Source organism: Streptomyces sp. Je 1-369 (assembly GCF_026810505.1).
GTDB lineage: Bacteria > Actinomycetota > Actinomycetes > Streptomycetales > Streptomycetaceae > Streptomyces.
The window spans coordinates 3,820,541-3,841,828 of sequence record NZ_CP101750.1; the positions used below are offsets into that span (position 1 = coordinate 3,820,541).

15 protein-coding genes are annotated in these 21,288 nt (G+C 72.5%); 11 read left to right on the forward strand and 4 right to left on the reverse strand.

Features of this window, described 5'->3' with window-relative positions:
* Window position 1 precedes the first annotated feature (1 nt).
* Window positions 2-448: a PPOX class F420-dependent oxidoreductase gene (locus NOO62_RS17330; RefSeq protein ID WP_268771785.1), complete on the reverse strand. Its 447-nt coding sequence runs from the start codon at window positions 446-448 to the stop codon at window positions 2-4.
* 402 nt (window positions 449-850) lie between these two features.
* Between NOO62_RS17330 and snpA the strand changes: the two genes are divergently transcribed.
* The 7 genes from snpA to NOO62_RS17365 all read left to right on the forward strand — a co-directional run bounded on the left by snpA (window position 851) and on the right by NOO62_RS17365 (window position 11,895).
* Window positions 851-1,546 carry a snapalysin gene (gene snpA / locus NOO62_RS17335; protein WP_268771786.1) on the forward strand — a complete coding sequence of 232 codons (696 nt, stop codon included), beginning with the start codon at window positions 851-853 and terminating at the stop codon, window positions 1,544-1,546.
* A gap of 108 nt (window positions 1,547-1,654) precedes the next feature.
* Window positions 1,655-3,607, forward strand: a complete 1,953-nt coding sequence (locus NOO62_RS17340) for a transglycosylase domain-containing protein (RefSeq protein ID WP_268771787.1) — start codon at window positions 1,655-1,657, stop codon at window positions 3,605-3,607.
* Between the two features lie 213 nt (window positions 3,608-3,820).
* Window positions 3,821-5,569, forward strand: a complete 1,749-nt coding sequence (locus NOO62_RS17345) for a S1 family peptidase (protein WP_268771788.1) — start codon at window positions 3,821-3,823, stop codon at window positions 5,567-5,569.
* The gene (locus tag NOO62_RS17350; protein ID WP_268771789.1) at window positions 5,566-8,004 is read left to right on the forward strand and encodes a tetratricopeptide repeat protein; all 2,439 of its coding nucleotides are present in this window, start codon (window positions 5,566-5,568) and stop codon (window positions 8,002-8,004) included. The genes NOO62_RS17345 and NOO62_RS17350 overlap by 4 nt, the downstream gene beginning before the upstream one ends.
* Complete coding sequence (locus NOO62_RS17355) at window positions 7,953-9,437, forward strand: VWA domain-containing protein (RefSeq protein WP_268771791.1); 1,485 nt, start codon at window positions 7,953-7,955, stop codon at window positions 9,435-9,437. The genes NOO62_RS17350 and NOO62_RS17355 overlap by 52 nt, the downstream gene beginning before the upstream one ends.
* Complete coding sequence (locus NOO62_RS17360) at window positions 9,434-10,618, forward strand: hypothetical protein (RefSeq protein WP_268771792.1); 1,185 nt, start codon at window positions 9,434-9,436, stop codon at window positions 10,616-10,618. The genes NOO62_RS17355 and NOO62_RS17360 overlap by 4 nt, the downstream gene beginning before the upstream one ends.
* Window positions 10,615-11,895 (forward strand): alpha-glucoside ABC transporter substrate-binding protein, encoded by a 1,281-nt coding sequence (locus NOO62_RS17365; RefSeq protein ID WP_268771793.1) that lies wholly within the window; start codon window positions 10,615-10,617, stop codon window positions 11,893-11,895. Before NOO62_RS17360 ends, NOO62_RS17365 begins: the two co-directional genes overlap by 4 nt.
* Before the next feature lie 21 nt (window positions 11,896-11,916).
* Here the strand turns inward: NOO62_RS17365 and NOO62_RS17370 are convergent, their stop codons facing one another.
* Together NOO62_RS17370 and NOO62_RS17375 are read right to left on the reverse strand one after the other, a co-directional pair.
* Window positions 11,917-13,764, reverse strand: a complete 1,848-nt coding sequence (locus tag NOO62_RS17370) for an MFS transporter (protein ID WP_268771794.1) — start codon at window positions 13,762-13,764, stop codon at window positions 11,917-11,919.
* A 112-nt stretch (window positions 13,765-13,876) separates the two neighbouring features.
* Window positions 13,877-16,579, reverse strand: coding sequence for a D-alanyl-D-alanine carboxypeptidase (locus NOO62_RS17375; protein ID WP_268771795.1), 2,703 nt, complete (start codon window positions 16,577-16,579; stop codon window positions 13,877-13,879).
* Between the two features lie 220 nt (window positions 16,580-16,799).
* On the opposite strand from NOO62_RS17375, the gene NOO62_RS17380 reads away from it, so the two are divergent.
* The 3 genes from NOO62_RS17380 (at window position 16,800) to NOO62_RS17390 (ending at window position 19,172) form a co-directional block, all read left to right on the forward strand.
* The gene (locus NOO62_RS17380) at window positions 16,800-17,564 is read left to right on the forward strand and encodes a GOLPH3/VPS74 family protein (RefSeq protein ID WP_268771796.1); all 765 of its coding nucleotides are present in this window, start codon (window positions 16,800-16,802) and stop codon (window positions 17,562-17,564) included.
* A 378-nt stretch (window positions 17,565-17,942) separates the two neighbouring features.
* Entirely contained in the window at window positions 17,943-18,800 is an 858-nt protein-coding gene (locus NOO62_RS17385) for a helix-turn-helix domain-containing protein (RefSeq protein WP_268771797.1), read from the forward strand.
* A gap of 162 nt (window positions 18,801-18,962) precedes the next feature.
* Window positions 18,963-19,172, forward strand: coding sequence for a DUF397 domain-containing protein (locus tag NOO62_RS17390; RefSeq protein WP_268771798.1), 210 nt, complete (start codon window positions 18,963-18,965; stop codon window positions 19,170-19,172).
* Between the two features lie 129 nt (window positions 19,173-19,301).
* On the opposite strand, the gene NOO62_RS17395 is transcribed toward NOO62_RS17390, so the two are convergent.
* A complete protein-coding gene (locus NOO62_RS17395; RefSeq protein ID WP_268771799.1) occupies window positions 19,302-20,177 on the reverse strand; it encodes a hypothetical protein in 876 nt (291 codons plus the stop codon).
* Window positions 20,178-20,287: 110 nt separating this feature from the next.
* Between NOO62_RS17395 and NOO62_RS17400 the strand changes: the two genes are divergently transcribed.
* The gene (locus tag NOO62_RS17400) at window positions 20,288-21,082 is read left to right on the forward strand and encodes an SDR family oxidoreductase (RefSeq protein ID WP_268771800.1); all 795 of its coding nucleotides are present in this window, start codon (window positions 20,288-20,290) and stop codon (window positions 21,080-21,082) included.
* Window positions 21,083-21,288: the final 206 nt, after the last annotated feature.

The following is a 21,288-nucleotide window of genomic DNA, read 5'->3' on the forward strand; positions in this document are numbered from 1 at the left end:
CTCAGCCGAGGTTCTCGCCGTACACGCGGTCCACCGTCATCGTCATCAGCACCCTGCGGTCGGCCACCATCACCGCGCGGTACTCGTCCCAGTCCGGGTGCTCACCGGACGCCAGGCGGTAGTAGCGCACCAGCGCCTCCACCTCGGGGCCCTCGGGGTCGGTGCCCGGGCCCGTCAGGATCGCCGTGCCCTCGGCGGTGGCCCACGAGCGGCCGTCGGGGCCAGTGACCTCCAGCGTGGCTCGCGGGTCCCTGCGCAGGTTCGCCGTCTTGGCGCGGCCCTCGGTCATCGACACGTGGACGACGTCCGCCTCGGCGTCGTAGAACGGCATGACGGGTGAGAGCTGGGGGCGGCCGTCCTTCTTGATCGTGGCGAGTACGCCGAGACGGGATGCCGCGAGCAGCGTGCGGGGGTCGTAGGCGGATCCGGGGGCGCGGGTTTCGGACACGGGACCTCTCCGAGGGTGGGGCCGGGCTGGCCGAAGGGCAGGGCTCGGGCCGCGGGCTGCGGCCCCTCCTCCTCAGCAAGCCGTTCCCGGCGCCGGTAATTCCCCTTCGGCAGGCCCGACAGCGGCAGGCCCGACCGCCGACCGCGGCAGGCCCGACCCGCGGCACGGTCCCCGCACGCTCGGTGCCCGTTGGCGCCCGCTAGGCGCCCGCTAGGCGGTCAACCCCTAACATACGTCGAACAGTTGATGCTTTGACGTTATCGCCCAATGACATCGGTACGAACACGCCCCGCCCCCGAATACTCGTCCCGACCGGAAACCGCACCCGCAGGCCTCCGGTCCCGGCTGCCCGGACATCCCGGGCGCACCGGATACCGGCCTTTCCCCGGAAGGGACACCCCCATGAACAGATCCCGCACCAGCCTCCTCGCCACCCTCGGCTCCGCCGCCCTCGTGGCGTCGCTGGCCGCCGCGCCCTCCGCGTTCGCGGCCCCGGCAGCCGAGACGGTCAAGCCCTCGTCGACGTCCGCGACCTCCACGTACACCGCGTCGTCGTACACGGGCTCCGCCGAGGAGCAGGCCGCCAACAAGAAGTTCTTCGACGCCGTCATGAAGTCGGCACTGAAGAAGCAGGCGGCGAAGCCCGGCATCCAGGTCGTCACCGTCACCTACAACACCAGCCGGGCGCCCAGCTTCCGCAGCCAGATATCCCAGAGCACGCAGATCTGGAACTCCTCGGTCAGCAACGTGAAGCTGCAGGAGACCAGCTCGACCGGTAACTTCCAGTACCGCGAGGGCAATGACTCGCGTGGCTCGTACGCCTCCACCGACGGGCACGGCCGCGGGTACATCTTCCTGGACTACCGGCAGAACCAGCAGTACAACTCCACGCGTGTGACGGCGCACGAGACGGGTCACGTTCTCGGTCTGCCCGACCACTACTCGGGTCCGTGCAGCGAGCTGATGTCCGGTGGCGGCCCCGGCACGTCCTGCACCAACGCGTACCCGAACGCGCAGGAGCGGTCGAGGGTCAACCAGCTCTGGGCCAACGGCCTGGCCATCTTCAAGGACAAGGGTGCACTGACCAAGGTCCGCTGACCCCCGTCGGCCACGCGCGGTCTCCCCACCGCGTTCGCGAGCGGACTGTTACGTACCGCTAACCGCCTCCGGGCCAACCCGGCCGCGTGCGGCGCGCTCTCCTCCGGCATGGGTACACATGCTCAGCGGAGGAGGTCGCGTCGCCGCGGCCGGCGACGGATCGTGGACTACCCGCGCGCCGGAAGGAGCGGCGTCCGGCGCTGGCTCCCGTCGTGGCGCCTGCTCCTCGGCGCGGCGGGCCTCTTCGCCGCCTCCGTCGCCACGCTCTTCGTCTGCGTGTACGTCAGCGTGGACATCCCGGACGAGAACGCGGCGGCCCGCCGCGAGGCCAACGTCTACTACTGGTCCGACGGCTCGCAGATGGTGAGCACCGGAGCCGTCAACCGGCAGAACGTGGAGCTGAACCAGATCGCGCCGTCCGCCGTGGACGCGGTGATCGCCGCCGAGAACGAGACCTTCTACGAGGACTCAGGGGTCTCCCCCAAGGGCCTGGCCCGCGCCGTCGTGAACATGGTGCGCGGCCGCGAGACGCAGGGCGGCTCCACCATCACCCAGCAGTACGTGAAGAACACCTACCTCTCGCAGGACCAGACGGTCACGCGGAAGGTCAAGGAGTTCGTCATCGCCCTGAAGGTGGACCGCAAGAAGAGCAAGGACGAGATCCTCAAGGGGTATCTGAACACCAGCTGGTTCGGGCGCGGCGCCAACGGGATCGAGGCCGCCGCCCGCGCCTACTACGGCATCCCCGCGAAGGAGCTGAACCCCAGCCAGGGGGCCATGCTCGCCGCCATGCTGAAGGGCGCCGACCTGTACGACCCCTCCGTCAGCGCCGCCAACCACGAGCGGGCGCGGGAGCGCTGGGCGTGGATCCTGGACCGGCAGGTCGCCGTCGGGTTGATGGCCGAGAAGGAGCGGGCGAAGTACCGGACCTTCCCCGAGCCGCGCAGACAGTCGCGCTCCACCAGCCTCGGCGGCCAGACCGGCTACCTCGTCGACGTCGCCAACCGGTACCTCAAGCAGCAGACCGGACTGACCGACGAAGAGCTGGCTCGCGGTGGCTACGAGATCCACACCACGTTCGACAGGACCAAGGTGCGCCGCCTGGAGCGGGCGGTGCGGCGCGTCGTCGCGCGTGACCTCGACCCGAAGGAGCGGGCGGCCGACCGGCACGTGCAGGTCGGCGCGGCGTCCGTGCGGCCCTCCGACGGGGCGCTCGTCGCGCTGTACGGCGGGCCCGACGCCACCACGCACTTCACCAACAACGCCGACACGTCGGGCGTCCCCGTGGGCTCGGCCTTCAAGCCGTTCGTGCTGGCGGCGGCGTTGCAGCACGGGGTGTCGGCGCACGAGCCGACGGCCGACGCGGTGGCGCCGCTCAGCGGTCGCGCGGCGGCGGGGGCGGGGGCGCGACAGAGCATTCTGGCCGACAGTCGCTACGCGGCGGACGGGGTCCTGCGCCGGTCCGACGGCGCCCCCGACCCCGACCGGCCGACGCTGCGGGAGGCGCTGGTGTCCGGCGGCAACGCCACGTACGTACGCCTCGGCAAGGATGTCGGGCTGGACATGGTGCGCAGGACCGCGGTCTCGGCCGGGCTGCTGCGGCACAGCATGGCCCTCCTGGAGCCGACGTTCTCCGTCGGCACGTCGACGCCCAGCGCGATCCGCATGGCCACCGCGTACGGGACGTTCGCCAACGACGGCGTGCGGCGCGATCCGTACTCGGTGACGAAGGTCGTCAAGGACGGTGAGCCACTGCCCGGCCTCGCCCCGCCCTCGTCCCGGCGCGCGCTCGACCCGCAGGTGGCCCAGGAGGTCACCGACGCCCTGCGCACGGCGGGCAAACGCCTCGGCGTGGACGTCGCCGTCGGCCGCACGGGCGACCAGGACCGGCTCAGGACGGCCTGGTTCACGGGCTACTCGAAGGACCTGTCGACGGCGGTGACGCTGTTCCGGCTGCGGCCCGGCGAGCCGCAGCTGCTGCCCCTGTCGGGGGTGGCCGGGAAGAAGTCGGAGCGCGGCAACGTGCTGCCGCCGCGGATCTGGAAGGAGTACGAGGAGTAGGGCCGCCCCGTCGGTCCTCAGAGCCTGTGTCATGACCCCGGCCGGGGGCGACCGTGCGGCCGGTGCGCCGCCCGTGCTCCCGCGCGCTCCCTCCGTGCGCGGTGCTCCCCCTGCCTCCCCATGCAGCCCAGGAGCCTTTGACCGTCCCCGCACCTATCCTGGGGAAACATGGAGGGGGACGCGGCAACCGCGGACGGGGGAACCAACTCACCCATGGATCATGCGAGTTGGCGGGTCCGGCTGCGGCGCTGGGCGGTTTCGGGCAGCGGTGACGTGCTGGGCGCCGGGGTGCTGTTCGGCACCGACCGGGTGCTCACCTGCGCCCACGTGATCCGCGACCCGGCGACCGGGCTGCGCCCCGATCGCGTGCAGGTCGAGTTCCCGCTGCTCCAGGGCCTCACCCGCACCCCGCACCGCACCGCGACCGTCGCCGCGGGCCACTGGGTGCCGCCCTTCGGCAAGGCACAGGGCGACCTCGCGGTCCTCGTACTGGACGACCCCGCGCCCCTCCCCTCGCCGGTCGCCCTGCACCGCACGCTCGACTACCGGGGCGCCACGGTCCTCGTCGACGGGTTCCCCGAGTACCGGTCGGGCGGGCAGTGGCTCACCGGGGTCTGCCGGGGGCCCGGCGGGGAGGGCGACGAACGGGTGCAGATCGACCTCACCGGAGCCGGGGCGGACTCCGGGCAGCGGCTGCGGGGCGGGTTCAGCGGGGCGGGCGTGCGGGAAGAGGGCAGCGACCGGCTGCTCGGCATCCTGGCGCAGGCCGACGAGCGCGGCGAGCACGGGTACATGATCCCGGCGGCCACCGTCGCCAAGTACTTCCGCCGCTTCGCCGAACGGTACGTGACCGGGCCGCACGCCATCCCCGGCCACCGCGTCGTCTCGGCGGACGCCGCCCGCACGGCCCGCCCGCACGGACTCCAGCGCACCGTCACGCGCTGGCTGAACGGGGACGCGGACGCCTGGGACACCGAGGTCCTCTTCATCGCCGAGGACGACGACCGGGCACGCCAGGCCCTGTACGTCGTCCTGAACATGGCCGACCGCGAACAGTCCCCGCAGCTGGCGGTGCGGCCCGTCGGACCCGGCGCCGACGCACCGCCCGGCGGCGACTCGCTCCTGTCGCGCGCCGGCATCGCGCCCCGCGTCGGCAGCATCGGCCTCGTCCTCGACCTGGAGGGCGCCGCCCTGGAGGACCCCGACCAGCCGGAGCTCCGCGAAGCCCTCGCCGTACTGCGGCACGAGCTGCGCCACGCCGCCGGACGGCGCACCGCCCCGCGGCGGCGCCCCGCCGTCGCCGTGCTCTACGCCGACCGGTCCGCCACCGAACCGGCCGCCGCCGCCAAGGCACTCGGCGAACTGGCCGCATCGGGCGCCCGGTTGCTGCTCGTCGTCCGCTCCAGCACGCACGGCTTCACCTACGCCCTCGCCGAGAAGCTGCTGCCCGCCGAGCGTGCCGCACAGTGGCTGCAACGGATCGGCACCCGCGTCGACGCCCTCGCCGACACCGAACGCGGCGCGCGGCGCCTCTTCCACCGCGTCGAACCGCACGTCGTCGACCCGCCGGTCGCCACCGGGTACGCGGCGCGGGCCGCCCTGTGGACCGTCCAGCTCAGCAACGAACTGCGCCCGCTGACGGGCCGGGGCGGCCCGCACCTCCTGGAGAAGCTGTCGTACGCCGAACAGGCCGTGGACACCTACCTGTTGCGGGCCGAGCGGGCCGAGAGCGAGCTGCGCGCTGTGCTCGACGAGCACCTGCGGCTGCGCGGGCTGCTCCGCGACCACCTGGCGCGGCTCGCTCGGCGCGGCCTCGCCGAGCACCCGGACGCCGTCGGGCCCTACCGCGCGGCCCAGCAGCTCCTGCTGGCCGGGCCCTGTCCGCTGGCCGACGCCGAACGGGCGGTGACGGCGTTCGCGCGGGTGGTGCGGCGGCTCGCCGACGCGGGCGGTGATCCGTGACGAAGGTCAAGTCCTGCCCGCAGCCCGGCTGTACGGGCACCGTGACGCCCACCGGGTACTGCCTGGCCAGCGGCGAACGCGTCGACCCCCACACCGGGCTGCACTCGGCCGTGGAAGCCCGGCCCGCGGCAGCAGTGTCGGGGTCGGAGTCGGAGTCGGGGTCGGAGTCGGAACCCAGGCCCGTCGACGCGGCGGTATCCGGCGACGAGTCCTCCCAGCACTGGGTCGTCGACCTGGGCGTCGCCGCCGACCCGCCGCGCCCCGCCCGCGTCGCCCTCCCGCCGGAGCACCCCGACCCCACGGTCCTGCCCGAGATCACGCTCCTGGAACGGGCGGACAGCGCGGGCGGCCACCCCGTCGCCCCCAGCGGGCTGCCCCTGCCGCCCGGCACGCTCCTCGCCGGCCAGTACCGTCTCGTGCGGCCCCTCGGGTACGGCGGGATGGGCGAGGTCTGCCTCGCCCACGACACCAAGGTCGACGACCGCGCGGTCGCCGTGAAGATGCTGCACGCCGAGCTCGCCACGGAGTCGTACAGCCTCCTGGAAGGCGAGCGCAAGGAACTCGTCGAGCTCAACCACGACGGGTTCATCCGGGTGTTCAACTACGGGCACCACGCCGGGATCGGCGACTTCCTCGTCCTCCAGTACGTCGACGGGCTCAACCTCGAAGAGGTGCGGGCCCGCGCCCACGAACAGCCCCAGGAGTTCGGCGGCGACCGCTTCCTGGAGTTCGTCCTCGCGTACGGCGTGCGGATCCTGGCGGCGCTCGCGCACCTCCACGCCCCCGAGCGCGGCAAGGTGTACGGCGACCTGAAGCCGCCCAACGTCATGCACGACGGCTCCACCACCAAACTCGTCGACGTCGGCAGCGTGCGCCGCGCGGGCGCGCCCGGCCTCACCACCGCCCTCTACCGCGCGCCCAGCGTCGGCCCGCACGGCGAATCCGCGCCGCAGGACGACCTGTTCAGCCTCGGCGAGACACTGCGGACCCTGTGCGGACTCGGGGCGACCCGCCACGACCTGGCGGACCTGGCGGCGCTCGCCCCGCTCGACGACGCCACCGGCGACCACCGCGGCCTCGGCCTCGTCTCCCTCGCCAGGGCGCTGCGCCGCGCCACCCGCACCGCGCGCGCCGGACGCTTCGCCACGGCCCGGGAGATGGACGAGCAACTCCGCGGCGTCTTCCGCGAACTGCGGTCCCTGCGCACGGGCGCCGAGACGTTCGAGCCGTCGCCGCTCTTCCTCCAGTCCGCGTACGCCCTCGACGGCGGGCTCGGCGCCGCCCCCGAGGTCAGGCACTGGGCCGCCCCGCCGTCCGCGCCGCACCACCCCGCCCCCGACGCGTCCGAAGTGGCACGGCGGCTCCCCGTGCCGCGCCCCGACCCGGACGACGACCACCACGGCGAACTCAGCAGGCTCAGCGACGACGACCCCGAGGCGCTGCTCCAGCACACCGGCGACTGGCGGGACTCCCCCGAGGTGCACCTGCTGCGGTGCAGGCTGCGGCTGCGGGTGGCGCTGCGCGCGGAGTGCGGGGACCTCGGCGCCGAGGACGGGGACCTCACCGGCGCCGAGACCGCGCTCGCCCTGGCGGAGGACGCCATAGGGCCCGCGTGCGGGCCGCACGACTGGCGGCTCGACTGGCACCGGGGGCTGCTCGCCCTCGCCCGTTCCCGGGTGGCGGAGGCCCGCGGCCACTTCGACCGGGTCTACGCCGCGATCCCCGGCGAGTACGCGCCGAAGCTCGCCCTCGGCTACTGCGCCGAACAGCTCGGGCGGCTCCACGAGGCCCTCACCTTCTACGAGGCCGTGCGGCTGCGGAACCCCTCGCTGGGCACCGCGGCGTTCGGCGCCGTACGGGCCCGGCTCGCCCTCGGCGGCCCCGACGCCCTCACCGACGCCATCGCCGCGCTCGACGCGGTGCCCCAGCACTCCCGGCACCGCACCGCCGCCCGCACGGCCGCCGTGCGCATCCGCGTCGACCACGCGCGGGACGCCGACGGCCTCGGCGCGGCGGTGCGCGCGCTGGCCCAGCTCTTCTCCGCGCACGGCCTGACCGACGAACCGTCGCGCGTACGGATGAAGGCGGAGGTGTGGGGTGCGGCGCACCGGCTCCTCGGTGCGGAGGACGCCGGGGGTGGGGTCATCACCGCCGACCAGCTGCGCGCCGTCGCCGCCCACGCCGATCCGCTGCTCGAATTCCCGCCGGACGTACGGGGATTGCGCACCGACCTCGCCCGCTTCTACCGGGTCCTCGCCCACCAGGCCGCCCGGGACGCACCGCCGCCCGGCGACGGCATACCGCTCGCCGAGATCCTCCTCGACCGCGCCTACGCGGTACGCCCCTTCGGCTTCCTGCACGCACGATTCGGCAAGGACTTCCCATGGCTGGGCACGAAGATCATGAACCGGCCGCCTCGGTCGGCCTGGAAGTGAGCCAGGTCGTCGAGCTGCCCCGCCCGCGCACCCCGGGCGGGCAGGACACGGCACGCATGTACGCCGTCCTCACGGTGACGGTCCGCAGGACGGGCACCGCGCACGCGCCGCCCGCCGCCACCGAGCGCGACCCGACAGCCGGGCATGCGGCGGACGCGGCGGCCGGGGCCCGGCTAGCCGAGGTCCTGCTCATCGACCACTCCTCCTCGATGGTGATGCCGCCGAGCCGCCTCGCCGCCGCCCGCGCCGCCGCCGTCAGCGCGCTGGCCCGCATCCCGGACGGATCCCTGTTCGCCCTGGTCGCCGGGGGCGACAGGACCGCCATGATCTATCCAAGGCGGCCCGGACTCGCCGTCGCGCACGCCGAGTCGCGGGCCGCCGCCGAGGCCGCGCTGCACGACTGCACCCCGGGCGGCGGCACCGCGATGGGCACCTGGCTGGAGCGGGCCCGGCAGCTCTTCCGGGAGCTTCCCGCCGCGGGGGGCGGGGGCTGGGTGCGGCACGCGCTGCTGCTCACCGACGGCAAGAACGAGCCCGGGTACGAGACGCGCGCCGAGCTGCAGGAGCGGGTCGAGCGGTGCGCACGGGCCTTCGCCTGCGACGTCGTGGGCATCGGCGACGCCTGGGAGACCGAGGAACTCCTGCTGATCGCGCGCGCGTTGGGCGGCCGCACGCGTGCCGTCGCGGATCTGACGCGGCTGCCGGACGAGCTGGCCTCGCTCACCGGGCGGGCCGCCGGGCGCGACGTCACGGGCCTGCGCCTTCGCCTCTACCACCGGGCCGGGGTGCGCCCGCACTCCTTCGAGCAGGTCCACCCCACGCGGGTCGCGCTGGCCCCGGACCGCGTCGACCTGTCCGGCGTCGGGACGGGCGCGGGCGGTCCCGTCGAGGAGTACGACCTCGGCCCCTGCGGTACGGAGACCCGCGCCTATCTGCTCTGCGTCGGCGCGCCCTACGATCCGGCCCAGCTCGGCAAGGAGCTCCTCCTGACCGAGGTCGAACTGGACGCGGAGAGCCCGGCGCCGCTGCGGCTGCCCGCGCCGCAGCCCGTGCTGATGCGCTGGACCGACGACCCCGACCTCTACAGCCGCCTCGACCCGCAGGTCGCCCACTACCGGCAGGAGGAGGAGCTGCACCGCACCTTCGAGGAGGCGTGCGCGGAGCTGAAGTCCGGGCGGCGGGCGTCCGCCGAGACCCTGTTCGGCACGGCGTGGCGGCTCGCCGCCGAGACGGGCGACACCGCGATGCAGGAGCATCTGCGCCGCCTCGTCCGGGTCCGTGACTCGGCGGGCGGTGCGGTCGAGCTCCGGGACCGGATCGCGAAGTTCGACGTGGAGGCCGCCCGCATCCAGACCAGTACGACCGTCCTGCCCGGCGCCCACCTGCCAGGACCCCGCCCGCCCTCAGCCCGTCCGCCCGGCGGCGCCCGGTGACGGCCTTGTGGCGCGCCGCCCCGCCGCTCGCCGCCGACGCGCTGCGCGCCCTGGGCCGGTACGTGTGGCCGGTGCCGCTCGCCGAACGCCTCCGCAACCGCCAGTACTTGCGGGACCGGCTCGTCGCGCTGCCGCTCCTCACCGTCGTCGCGGCCGTCGCGTTCGGCTGGGCGTACGCGGACGTGCGCCAGGACTCGGCGACCCTGCGGGACAGCTTCCTGCCCGCGCTCGTCGGGCTCGCCGAGGCCGAGACGTCCCTGCGCATCGCCGACCGCGAGGCCGCGGAGAGCCTGGCGGCCGGGCAGGCCGTGCAGCTCAGCGGGTTGAGCAAGCGGTACACGACGCGCACCACGCGGGCCGTGCAGCACCTCAACCAGGTGGCCCGCAGCGGCGCCCTGACCACCGTCGAACGCCAGGAGCTGGACGTGGTCTCCGGGCTCGTCGTCGACTACGGCACCTGGATCACCTTCGCGCAGAACAACGTCGCCGACCCCACGCTGCGCGACGCCGGACTCTCGTACGCGCGCAGCATGCTCTGCTCGACGCCGGGCCCCGCACCCGCGCCCGCGGGGAAGGGCGACGCGGACGGCTATCCGGCCTGCCGTCCCGCCACCGGCTCCGGCTCCGACGCGACCGCCGTCGTCGACCGCATCTCCTCCCTGGAGGACCGGCTGCGCGACAGGCTCGCCGACCGGGCGGCGCCCGGCGGCCGCGTGCTCGCCGCCGGGTCCTTCGCCGCCGTCGCCCTGGTGCTGCTCGCGTTCGGCCAGTGGCGCACCCAGGTCTTCGTGCACCACCGCCTGCACCTGTACGTCAGCGTCCCGCTGCTCGTGGCCGCCCTGCCGCTGCTCGCCGTGCCGTTCCTGACGACCGACGCCGTGCTCGCCCACCGGGCGCAGCAGCACGTGGTGTCGACGGCGGCGGAGATCGCCGAGCGGACGACCCCCGCGATCGAGTCGACCGTCGACGAGAAGCCGTTCGGCGACCCCCACCCGCTCCTGATCCGGCACCTGGACGGACGCGCCCGCCACGACCTGGCCGCAGGCCGCCTCTCCTCGCTGGACGGGGTCGCGCCGTGGGTGGCGCCCGCCGGTCTGTTCAGCGCGGCCCTGACCGCGGTCACCCTCCACGCCTACCGCCGCGAGTACGTCCTCATCACCCGCCCGGGAGCCACCCCATGAGCCGCCGCACAAGGCCGCGCACCGCGTTCCGCGTCTTCCTGGCGACCTGCCTGCTGGCCGTCACCGCGGGCGCCTGCGGGAGCGAGCGGCCCGAGACCCTCGTCGTGCTCGGCCCCTGGACCGGCCCGGAGGGCAAGGCCTTCGAGGCGATGCTGCACCGCCTCGACGACGGCACGGGAAAGTCGTACACCTATCAGGGGACCCGTTCGCTGCGGGAGACGCTCGGCGCGCAGCTGGAGGCGGGGGACCCGCCGGACGTGGCGATCCTCAACAGCATCGGCGAACTCGTGGAGCACGCCCGCGCCGGCCACCTCACCCCGCTCGACCGCGCCGCCACCGCCCGCGCCTACCCGCCCTGGGCGCCCCGCCTCGACGTGGACGGCGGGCGCCGCACGTACTGGGTGCCGCTGAAGGTCGACCTGAAGAGCCTGGTGTGGAGCAAGGAGGGCGAACAGCGGAAGGAGGGGCGCCCCTCGGACCGTCCCGAGTGGTGCGTGGGGCTGGCCTCGCAGGCCACGTCCGGGTGGCCCGGCACCGACTGGATCGAGGACATCCTCCTCCACCGGTCGGGCCCCGCCACGTACACGCGGTGGGCCACCGGGGACGTGCGGTGGCGCGACCCGCGGGTCCGCAAGGCGTGGCAGACGTGGGCCGCGCTGCTCGGCAAGCGCACCAAGGCGTCGATCGACCGGTCCCTGACGACGCCGTACGTCGGTCCGCGCGGCCTCCTCGACTCCCTGGAACCGCGCTGCACGCACGAGCACCAGAGCGCCTTCATCCGCTACGTGTACGCGCACGACCGGGTCCGCGTCGACCCGGCGGCTGGCTACCTGGGCGGCCGGTCCGAGCACGACGGGGCGTACGAGGTGGCGGGCGACATGGCCGCCGTGTTCAGCGACAACCCCGCGGCGCGCGCCCTCGTCGACCGCCTGTCGGGCCGACGGGCCCGCACGCTCTGGCGGGCCCGGGCCGAGGACGGGCTCCAGCCGTTCTTCCCGGATGCGAGCGACCCCCAGCCGACCGACCCGACGGGCCGCCGTATCGCGGACATCCTCACCGCGAAGGCGCGCACGCTCTGCTTCGACGCGTCGGACGTGATGCCGCCGGGCGTGCGCGACGCGTTCCACCGGGCCGTCCTTCAGTACTTCGGCGACCCGACGGACAGGCGCCTCGACGAGCTCCTCGGCCGGCTCGACACCGTGCGCACCGAGGCCGCGAAGGACGCGGCCCCCGGGCGCATGCCGGAGTCGGGGGTCTGCGCGCCGCCCGGCGGCTGAGAGCTCGCCTTCGCGCCCGCGTCAGCGGCTGAGCTCGTCCGGGCAGGGGGTGCCGCGGGGCAGCTGGTAGGGCGAGCCGAGCCGGTAGACACCGGCCTTGGGAGCGAGCATCTCGACCCACTTGTCGCCCGCGCGGTCCTCCCGCGCCTCGCTCAGACAGCCGTTGACGTTCTCGTAGACCTTGGGCCGCCTCTCGTTGAGCTCGCGCTGCCGCTTGGACGCCTCGGTCTCCTGCGGCGCCTTCACGCCCTTGCCGTGCTCGTCGACGATGCTCAGCCACGGCGAGTACGGGATGCGGATCAGGACGCGGCCCGGCTTGTCGACGCGCAGCGTCATCTCGCCCTGCTCGGCGCGTGTCACGACGGCGTTCGGCTCGGCGAGCGGCCGCGGGTCGGTGACCTCGTACAGCTGCCAGTTGTCGTCGACCCACACCTTCTTCAGGTACGGCAGGCCGTCCGTGATGAGCTGCGCCTCACGCTTGCCGCCGTCGCCGTCGGGCTCGCCCTTGGGGAGCGCCACGTAATGCACGGACCAGCGTTGCAGCCACTCGTGGTAGTTCGCCGAGTTCAGGGTGTCGTCGTAGAAGAGCGGGTTGCGCTCCATGTCGGCCTGCCGGTTCCAGCCCCGCGCGAGCTGTACGTACGCGGGGAGCGCGGACGCCTCGCGGTGGCTGCGGGCCGGCACCACTTCCAGGCGGCCCTTCGCGGCGCCCTTCTCCTTCAGCTCGTTCACCAGCGGCGCGACCTCGCGCGTCCAGGAGGCGTCCGAGCGGGTGTGCACGATGTCGTCGACGGCCTTGTAGCCGATCCACCCGGTGAAGCCGACGAACGCCACGATGATCACGTACCAGGTACGGGACTTCGGCACCGCGTACGGCAGCGCGGCGATCAGCGCGACGCCCGCGAAGGACATCGCGAGACGCGAGATGTTGGAGCCGATCTGCGAGCTGATCAGCCAGACGCCGAGCACGAACGCCGCGTACACGGCCGTGGTGATCCGTACGGTCTTCCACTGCTTCGGTACGACGAAGTAGACGATGACCGACGCGATCAGCGGCAGCGACGCCGAGCCGAACGACATCGGCTGCGTGCCGGAGAACGGGAAGAGCCACGCGGAGAGACCCACGACGATGGCGGGCGCGATGCCCAGCGCGTACGCGCCCGGGTACCGCTTGCTGAGGAACAGCGCGACGGCGACGAGCCCGACGAAGAGGCCCGCGACCGGGCTGCCCATCGTCGCGAGCGCCGCGAACGGGGCGGCGACCAGGGCCTTCGCCCACCGCTTGTAGCGCCAGCGGTACGGCCAGCAGAAGACGGCGGCGACGGCCGCGAGCGCGAACATCTGGCCGAGCCCGTAGGTCACCCGCCCCGACACCGCGTTGGCGAGCAGTGCGAAGACACCCGCGGCGACCGGCCACAGCAGGCCCTTCACCGCGCGGCTGCGCATGAGGATCATCGTGAGCAGCGCCGCGGAGACGGTGCCCGCGATCATCATCGTGGTCCGCACGCCGAGCACCGACATCAGGTACGGCGAGATCACGCTGTACGACACCGGGTGCATGCCGCCGTACCAGCCGAGGTTGTACGCCGACGCGGGGTGCCGCCCGACGAACTCGGCCCAGGCGTCCTGCGCCGCCAGGTCGCCGCCGCTGTTGGCGAAGACGAGGAACCAGACGACGTGCAGCACGGCGGCGACCGCCGTCGTGATCGTCACCGGGTGGCGCAGGAAGCGCTTCTGCCACGGCTGCGCGGGACCGCTCTCGGTCGTGCGGCGCTGGGCCGGCAGCTTGACCCGCCCACCGGTGCGGGGGCCGTCGCCCGTGTCAGGTGCGGCGTCGTCGTCGGCGCGCGTCGGCTCCGCTGTTGCCACTGGAGGATCTCCCCGTGTCGTCCATGTTTCCGGAGTACCCCGGGTCCCCGAGCTTGTGACGCTAGCACGCGCGCGCGAGGGGAGGCCCGGGGCGGGCCTCCCCTCGCGGGGCTCAGCCGACCCGGGTCAGCTTGGCGCCGAAGCCCGGTTCGGCGAGGTCCTTCTGCAGCGCCACCGGCACCTCTACGGCATCACCCTTGCCGTCACCGACGTGCAGCACACCGACCTCGGTGCCCGCCTTCGCCGTGTTCGGGATGGTCTTGCCCTTCATGTCGTCGAGCTCCAGCTTGACGGTCAGGCCCGACCAGCCGGCCGCGGAGACGTCCTTGGTGGCGACGACCGGAGTCGTCCCGCCGAGTCCGTCGTCGACCTGCCCGACGACCTCACCCTTCTTCACGATCGTCTTGGCCTTGAGGGCGTCCTGCCCGGCCGCGATCAGATTCTTGGTGACCTCGGTGACCTTGTCGATGTTGGCGACGCCGTTGCTGCCGTACTGGCCGAGGGCGGCACCGATGATCGTCTGCGTCTTGCCGCCGACCTTCTTCTCCGCGGCGAAGAGGATGTTGCCGCCGGCCGCGGTGGTGGTGCCGGTCTTGATGCCGATGGCGACGGTCGGGACGAGCTTGAAGAAGTTCGTCTGCTTCTCGTTGTTGAGGTCCGTGTAGCTCGGCTGGCGGGAGATCTCGTTGAAGACGGGGTTCTCCATCGCCGCGCGGCCCAGCTTCACCAGGTCCTCGGCGGTGGACACGGTCGTCTTGTCCAGGCCGCTGGGGTCCGTGTAGTGGGTGTTCTTCATCCCCAGCTCCTTGGCGGTCTTGTTCATCTTCTCGACGAACGCGTCCTCGGAGCCGCTCTTGGTGTCCCAGCGTGCGAGCAGCTTGGCGATGTTGTTCGCCGACGGGAGCATGACCGCCTGCAGCGCCTCGTACTCGCTGATCTTCTGACCCTCGGTGACCTTGACGACCGACTCGTTGGCCGGCTTGCCGGTCTCGTAGTGCTTCTGGGCCGCGGCGTCGACGGGGATCTTCGGGCCGTCCTTGCCCTTCTCCAGCGGGTGGTCCCGCAGGATCAGGTAGACCGTCATGACCTTCGCGATGCTCGCGATCGGCACGGGCTTCTGCTCACCCGACGTACCGAACGTGCCGATGCCGTTGACGTCCATCGCGGCCTGGCCGTCGGCCGGCCACGGCACGTCCGGCTTGCCGCCCTCGAACTTCACGGTCTGCTGCGCGGTGAGCTGCAGGGTGGGCGTCGGGAGCGGCCGCACGGCCTGTACGACTGCAAAGACGACCAGCAGGAGCAGGACCAGCGGCGTCCAGATCTTGACCCGGCGCACGGCCGTCCGAACCGGGGTCTCGGGCGGCGGCGGGGTGTTGGTCAGCTCGGCGAGCAGGTCGATCGGCGGCTTCGGCGGCAGCGGCTGCTGCGTGGTGCGCTCGACCGGGGGCGGGACGGCGGGGCCCGCGGGGGCCTTGGGGACGGCGTTGGCCTGGGGGGCCTTGGGCGCGGGGCCCTTGGGTGCGGGCACCTTGGGCTCGACCCTGGGCTCGCCCTTCGCCCCCGGCTTCGCCTTCGGCTCGTCGAGCGGCTTCAGCGCGACGAACTTACTGGTCCGCTCGGCGTCACCCTCGGGCTTTGCAGTCCCCTTTGCGCCTTCACCCAGCTTGAGCATGGTGGTGGGCTGATCAACGGCCTTGCCGGTGGCCTCCGGGACAGTCGGAGCCTTGAACACGGCGGTGGCCTGGTCGACACCGGTGGACCTGGCGTCATCGGCGTCGGCCTGGGCCGGGTCGTCCTCGGCGGAGGCGGCGGGTTCGGGAGCGGGGTCGGACTCCGGCTCGACACCGGCCTCGGACACGGGCACGGGCACGGGCTTCGGCCCGAGCCTGCCCTCGCCCTTGGGCGCGGCCTCAGCCTTCGGCTCGGGCTCGGACTTGGCCTCAGCCTTCGGCACGGATTCGTGCTCGGCCTCGGACGCGGGCTTGACCTCAGCCCTCGGCTCGGAACCAGCCGTCGCCTCGGCCCCGGACTTGACCTCAGCCGTCCGCTCGGGTCCGGACTTGGCCTCAGCCTTCGACACGGATCCGGGCTTCGCCTCGGGCTCGGGCTTGGCTTCAGCCTTCGGCTCGGGACCAGCCGTCGCCCCGGCCCCGGACTTAGCCTCAGCCTTCGGCTCGGATTCGGGCTTGGCCTCGGATTCGGACTTGGCCTCAGCCTTCGGCTCGGATTCGGGGTCGGCCTCGGATCCGCGCTTCGCCTCGGCCCCGGGCTTCGCCTCAGCCGTCCGCTCGGGTCCGAGCTTCGGCTTCGCCTCGGCCTTCGGGTCGGGCTTCGGCTCCGGGGTCGTGGGAGCCGCGGGCTCGTCGTCGGTCGCATCGGACCCGACGGCAGCTTCGGCCCTGTCCGACTCTTCGGGCTTGCCCGAAGAGTCGGGCTTGCCCGATGCTTCCGACGTCGACTCGGAGCCGGGCTCCGGGTCGTCGGACGTGGCGACCCACGCCGCCACCGCGTTCCGCAGCCGCGCGTCCCCGTTGGGCTCGGGCGCCCCCGCCGCCCCCCGCTCCTCCGGTCGGTCGTCCGCCGCGTCGGAACCGGCCGCCGCCTCGGCGACGTCCTTCGTCGAGAAGACGGCGGTCGCCCGGTCCTCCGGGATCTCGTCCCGCACCTGCGGTGTCTCACGCGTCATCGCGAGACGCGGGTCGCGTTCCTCCGGCGCCGGCCCGGAGGTCTCCTCCGGGGTCGGGTTCCCCGACGACTTCCGCTGCTTCGATCTGTCGGGGGTCTCGCCCGCCACCGATGCCTCCTCGTACGCCATGCCGTTTGCCGATACTGATGCTTGCCGTGTGCTGACCGTGCGCCAAATCCGGCCGGACGGCCACTGTCCGAACCGTGTACCAGTGTCCTGTGTGAGGGCTTAACCCCCGTGGTAGACGAGAACGACATACCTACTGGTTCCCGTACAACCCGACCACGCGCTCTCGACAGACCAATGTGAGAGGGGTCACCCTGTCATTCATCCACGCGGGGAGGCATGGATGGGCAGGAGCCGCAGAACAATTCCGGAGGAGCTTCTGCTGCTCGCTTTGGACCCGGCCACGGGTACCACAGCGCAGCCGCAGTCGCTCGACCTCGGTCTGGCCGGAGCACAGCTAGTGGAGCTGGCGCTGGCCGGACGGATAGCCCCAGACGGGGATCGTATCGCCGTGGTGATGCCACGGCCGACCGGAGATCCGACTCTGGACTCCGCACTGGAACTGCTGCGCAGGCGCGGCAGTCCGGTTCGGGCGGTCCACTGGATCGGCGGGCCCCGACTGGGGCTCCGCCAGACGTACCTCTCGCACCTGGAGCGGTGCGGCATGGTTCATGCCGTGGCGGGACAGATGTGCGGGGTGCTGCCGACGACTCGCTACCAAGCGACGGAGACGGCCATCAGCCGGGAGATCAGGTCCCGGCTCGATTCGGCGATCCGCACCGGTGTACCGCCGGATCCGCGGACCGCAGCGCTAGCCGCCCTGGCCCACGCGGTCGGTCTCGGCAAGCATCTGTACCCCGGGAACGAGGGGCGTTCATCGCGCTCCCGGCTCCGGGACCTGATCAGGCACGACCCCATGGGCGGCCTCGTGGCGCACGCCGTGATGGACGTCCAGAACGGCGTGGCGGCCCAGCCGCGACGCAGCGCCGCACCCGCGGGTCCCACAGGACCGGGCGGTGGCAGGCAGCCGGCGAGGGCGACAGCGGACCCCGGCGGGGTGCCGATGCAGCCACGCCACGGATCCATGGCACGCGCCGTCGCCCACTGAACACGCTCACCGCTCACACCGGGCACGGCTCAGCACCAGCTCGTCGACGCACACCAGTTCCACGCGCACCGGCTCCACGCGCACTCGGTTCGTCGACACGCACCATCACCGCGCGACCACGCACCACCGTCGCGTGACCGCTCAGCACCACCGCACCAGCGTCGCGCCGCAGTCCCCAGACCCCGGTTCGGGAGCCGCTGGGCCGCGTGGGGCGTGGGGCCGGTTCCGTCCGCAGGACGGCGCCCGGTTCCCCCGCCCCGCGCGGCCGCCTCACGTTCGCACATCCGCTGTTTCCCAGCGGTGCCGACCACGTTGGTGGCACTCTGCTGAGCAGTAGATACGCAAAGTAGAGGAATGCAAGCCGGAGGTGCACGTTCCGTGGCGTCCAATGTCAATCCCACCGTCAGGCGGCGCCGGTTGGGCCAGGAGCTCCGTCGGCTCCGTGAGCTCAAGGGCATGACGGCCGAGGAGGTCGCCGAGCGGCTGCTCGTCTCGCAGTCGAAGATCAGCCGCCTCGAGAACGGCCGCCGCTCGATCAGCCAGCGCGACGTCCGCGATCTGTGCGGTGTCTACGAGGTCGAGGACCACCGCGTCGTCGACTCGCTGATGCAAATGGCCAAGGACTCGCGCCAGCAGGGCTGGTGGCACTCCTTCGGCGACATCCCTTACAGCGTGTACATCGGCCTGGAGACGGACGCCGCGTCCCTGCGTGTGTACGACCCGCAGGTCGTCCCCGGCCTCCTGCAGACCCGGGCGTACGCGGAGGCGCTGATCACCGGCGCGCTCCCGGAGACCACGCCGACGGACATCGAGAAGCGCGTCCAGGTGCGCATGCGCCGACAGGACCGCATCTCGGCCCCGGAGATGCCGCTGCGCCTGTGGACCGTCCTCGACGAGTCCGCGCTGCGCCGCGTCGTCGGCTCCCGGCACCTGATGCGCGACCAGCTGGAGCACCTCGTCGAGCAGTCCCAGCTGCCGCACGTGACGGTCCAGGTGATCCCCTTCGAGATGGGCGCGCACCCGGGCCTCAACGGGCAGTACGCGATCCTGGAGTTCCCCGACGCGGCCGATTCCAGCGTGGTCTACATCGAGGGCGTCACCAGCGACCTGTACCTGGAGAAGGCGAACGACGTGCAGCAGTACAGCGTCATGTACGAACACCTGCGGGCGCAGGCGCTGAACGTCGACCAGTCGAGGCAGCTGATCGCGGACATCGCGAAGGACTACGCCCGCTGAGCAAAATTGCCGCACGGTACACCCTTGTCACGCCGCCGCGTAACCCCCCACTGGAATATGCCATCCGGTCGAGTGAACGGTCCCTTCACGCCACGAGGTTGGCGAGTAGCGTCATTCACGCCATCGAGCAGCAACTCATCGACTGGATAGACCGGAGCGGACATGGCGATTCAGCAGGGTACTTCGCACACGTGGGTCAAGTCTTCCTATTCCACCGGGAACGGTGCGTGTGTCGAGGTCAAATCACCGGTGCGGCAGGGGATCTCCGTGCGCGACTCGAAGGTCGTGGAGGGCCCGGTCCTCGCCTTCCCCGCCGCTTCGTGGAACGCGTTCGTCAGTGAGGTGGGCAGGGGGGCCGCCGGCCTCGCGTGAGAACGCAGCGCACATCGACAGGGATATCGGCGCAGCAGAACAACCGCACAGGCACCACCTTCATGAGCCCTCTCGACTGGCCCGCCGTCCCGGCCGAGGGGGCTCGGCCCTGCCCGGGCCGAACCGGCGTCACCTCAGGGCGTCGACGTACAGATCCGTGCCCGGCACCGTGGGGATGAACGGCGCCACCAGCTCCACCCGCCCGAGCCCCGACCCCGCGACCGCCTCCTCGCGCCCGGTGAAGTACGCCTCCCAGCAGTCCCGCGGATCCTCCTGGAGGAACCACAGCAGCGTCAGCCGGGTGTCCACGCCCTCGACCTGTTTCACGTACGTCATCCGGTCCCCCGGCAGCGGCGTCGGCCGGAACAGCGTGACCATGGCGGCGGGCGATCCGGTGAGCACCCGCGGCAGGTGCCGGGACCGCAGCCATTCGAGGAGTTCGCCGCGCTGCCGCGCCCCCTCGGCGTCGACGACTTCGAGGACCAGGCCCTTGTACGGGTGGTCGAGGGCGTGGAAGTCGCGGGGGCCCGCGGCGCCGTCGCGGTAGACGGTCGCCTCGTGGTCCTGGAAGGCGGTGAAGACGTGGGTGCGGGCCTGGTGGACGCGGCCGTCGCGGTTGAGGCGCTTGTTGATGCCGACGGTCCACTTCATGTGGTCGTCGTAGCGCCCTTCGGTCACCCAGTACGTGGAGAGGTAGCACCCCGCGGTGACGGGCTCGGCGATCGCGGACTTGTCGGGGTAGCGCAGGAGCTGGAGGTCGCGGGTGGCCACCCAGCGGCGCCCCGCGTACATCCAGGGCATGGCCATCGCGCCCGCGTAGTAGTGGTCGTCCTCGTACCAGCGGTTGTACGCGAACTCGTGCCCCGGGTGCGGCTCGACCATGGTGATCAGGGCGTGGCCCGGGTGGACGCCGTAGGGGCCGACGGCGGCCAGCTCGGCGTAGACGTCGCTCCGGGTGTCCGCGCGGGTGCCTTCGCGGGTGCCCTCGACGGGGTCATCACTCACGTCTCTTCCCTTCCTTCCTCTTCCGTCCACTACCGTCCTCTTCCTTCCTCCGATGCACGCCCATACCCTGACGGGCCGTCAGCAAATTTGCCAGAGCCGGGAGGCACCCCATGCAGCCGTCGCTCCTCGAGGGGAAGACCGTCGTCGTCTCGGGCGTCGGCGCCGGGCTCGGCCATCAGGTCGCGGCGGCCGTGGTGCGCGACGGCGGGCACGCCGTACTCGGGGCGCGCACGGAGGCGAACCTCGCGAAGACGGCCGCCGAGCTCGACCCCGAAGGCACCCGCATCGCCCACCAGGCCACCGACATCACCGACGAGCGGCAGTGCGAGGCGCTTGCGGCACTGGCCGTCGAACGGTTCGGCGGGATCGACGCGGTCGTCCATGTCGCCGCGTGGGACAGCTACTTCGGCGGACTGGAGGACGCGGATTTCGCCACCTGGGAGCAAGTCGTCAACGTCAATCTCCTCGGCACCCTGCGCATGACGCGCGCCTGCCTGCCGGCGCTCAGGGGGCGGGCAGGCGGTTCGGTGGTGTTCATCGGGACGCAGTCGGCGATCGCGGCGCCCTCGCAGGTGCGCCAGGCGGCGTACGGGGCGTCGAAGGGGGCGCTGACCTCGGCCATGTACTCGCTGGCCCATGAGCTCGGCCCTGACCGCATCCGGGTCAACACCGTGCTGCCCGGCTGGATGTGGGGGCCGCCGGTCGAGGCGTACGTCCAGTTCACCGCGCACACCGAGGGCGTACCGGAGGACGAGGTGCGGGACCGTCTCGCGGCGCGCATGGCGCTGCCGGAGCTGGCCACGGACGCGGACGTGGCGGACGCCGTGGTGTTCCTTGCGTCGGACCGGGCGCGGTCGATCACGGGCCAGTCGCTGCTGGTCAACGCGGGGGAGATCATGCGGTAAGCACGGTCGCGAGGGCGCACGGAGGCCGTACGGGAGACAACTCCCGTACGGCCTTCGTGCGTTCGGGTCCCCACCCCCGTCTGGACATGTATATGAACGCAGGTCAGTGAACAGAACGATTTTACCTGCTCTTGACCTAGCGACAGGTTGTCGCCGACGTACGCCCGAACCCACGATGAGCGGGCACTTCTGGGCCGCTCTCGTCC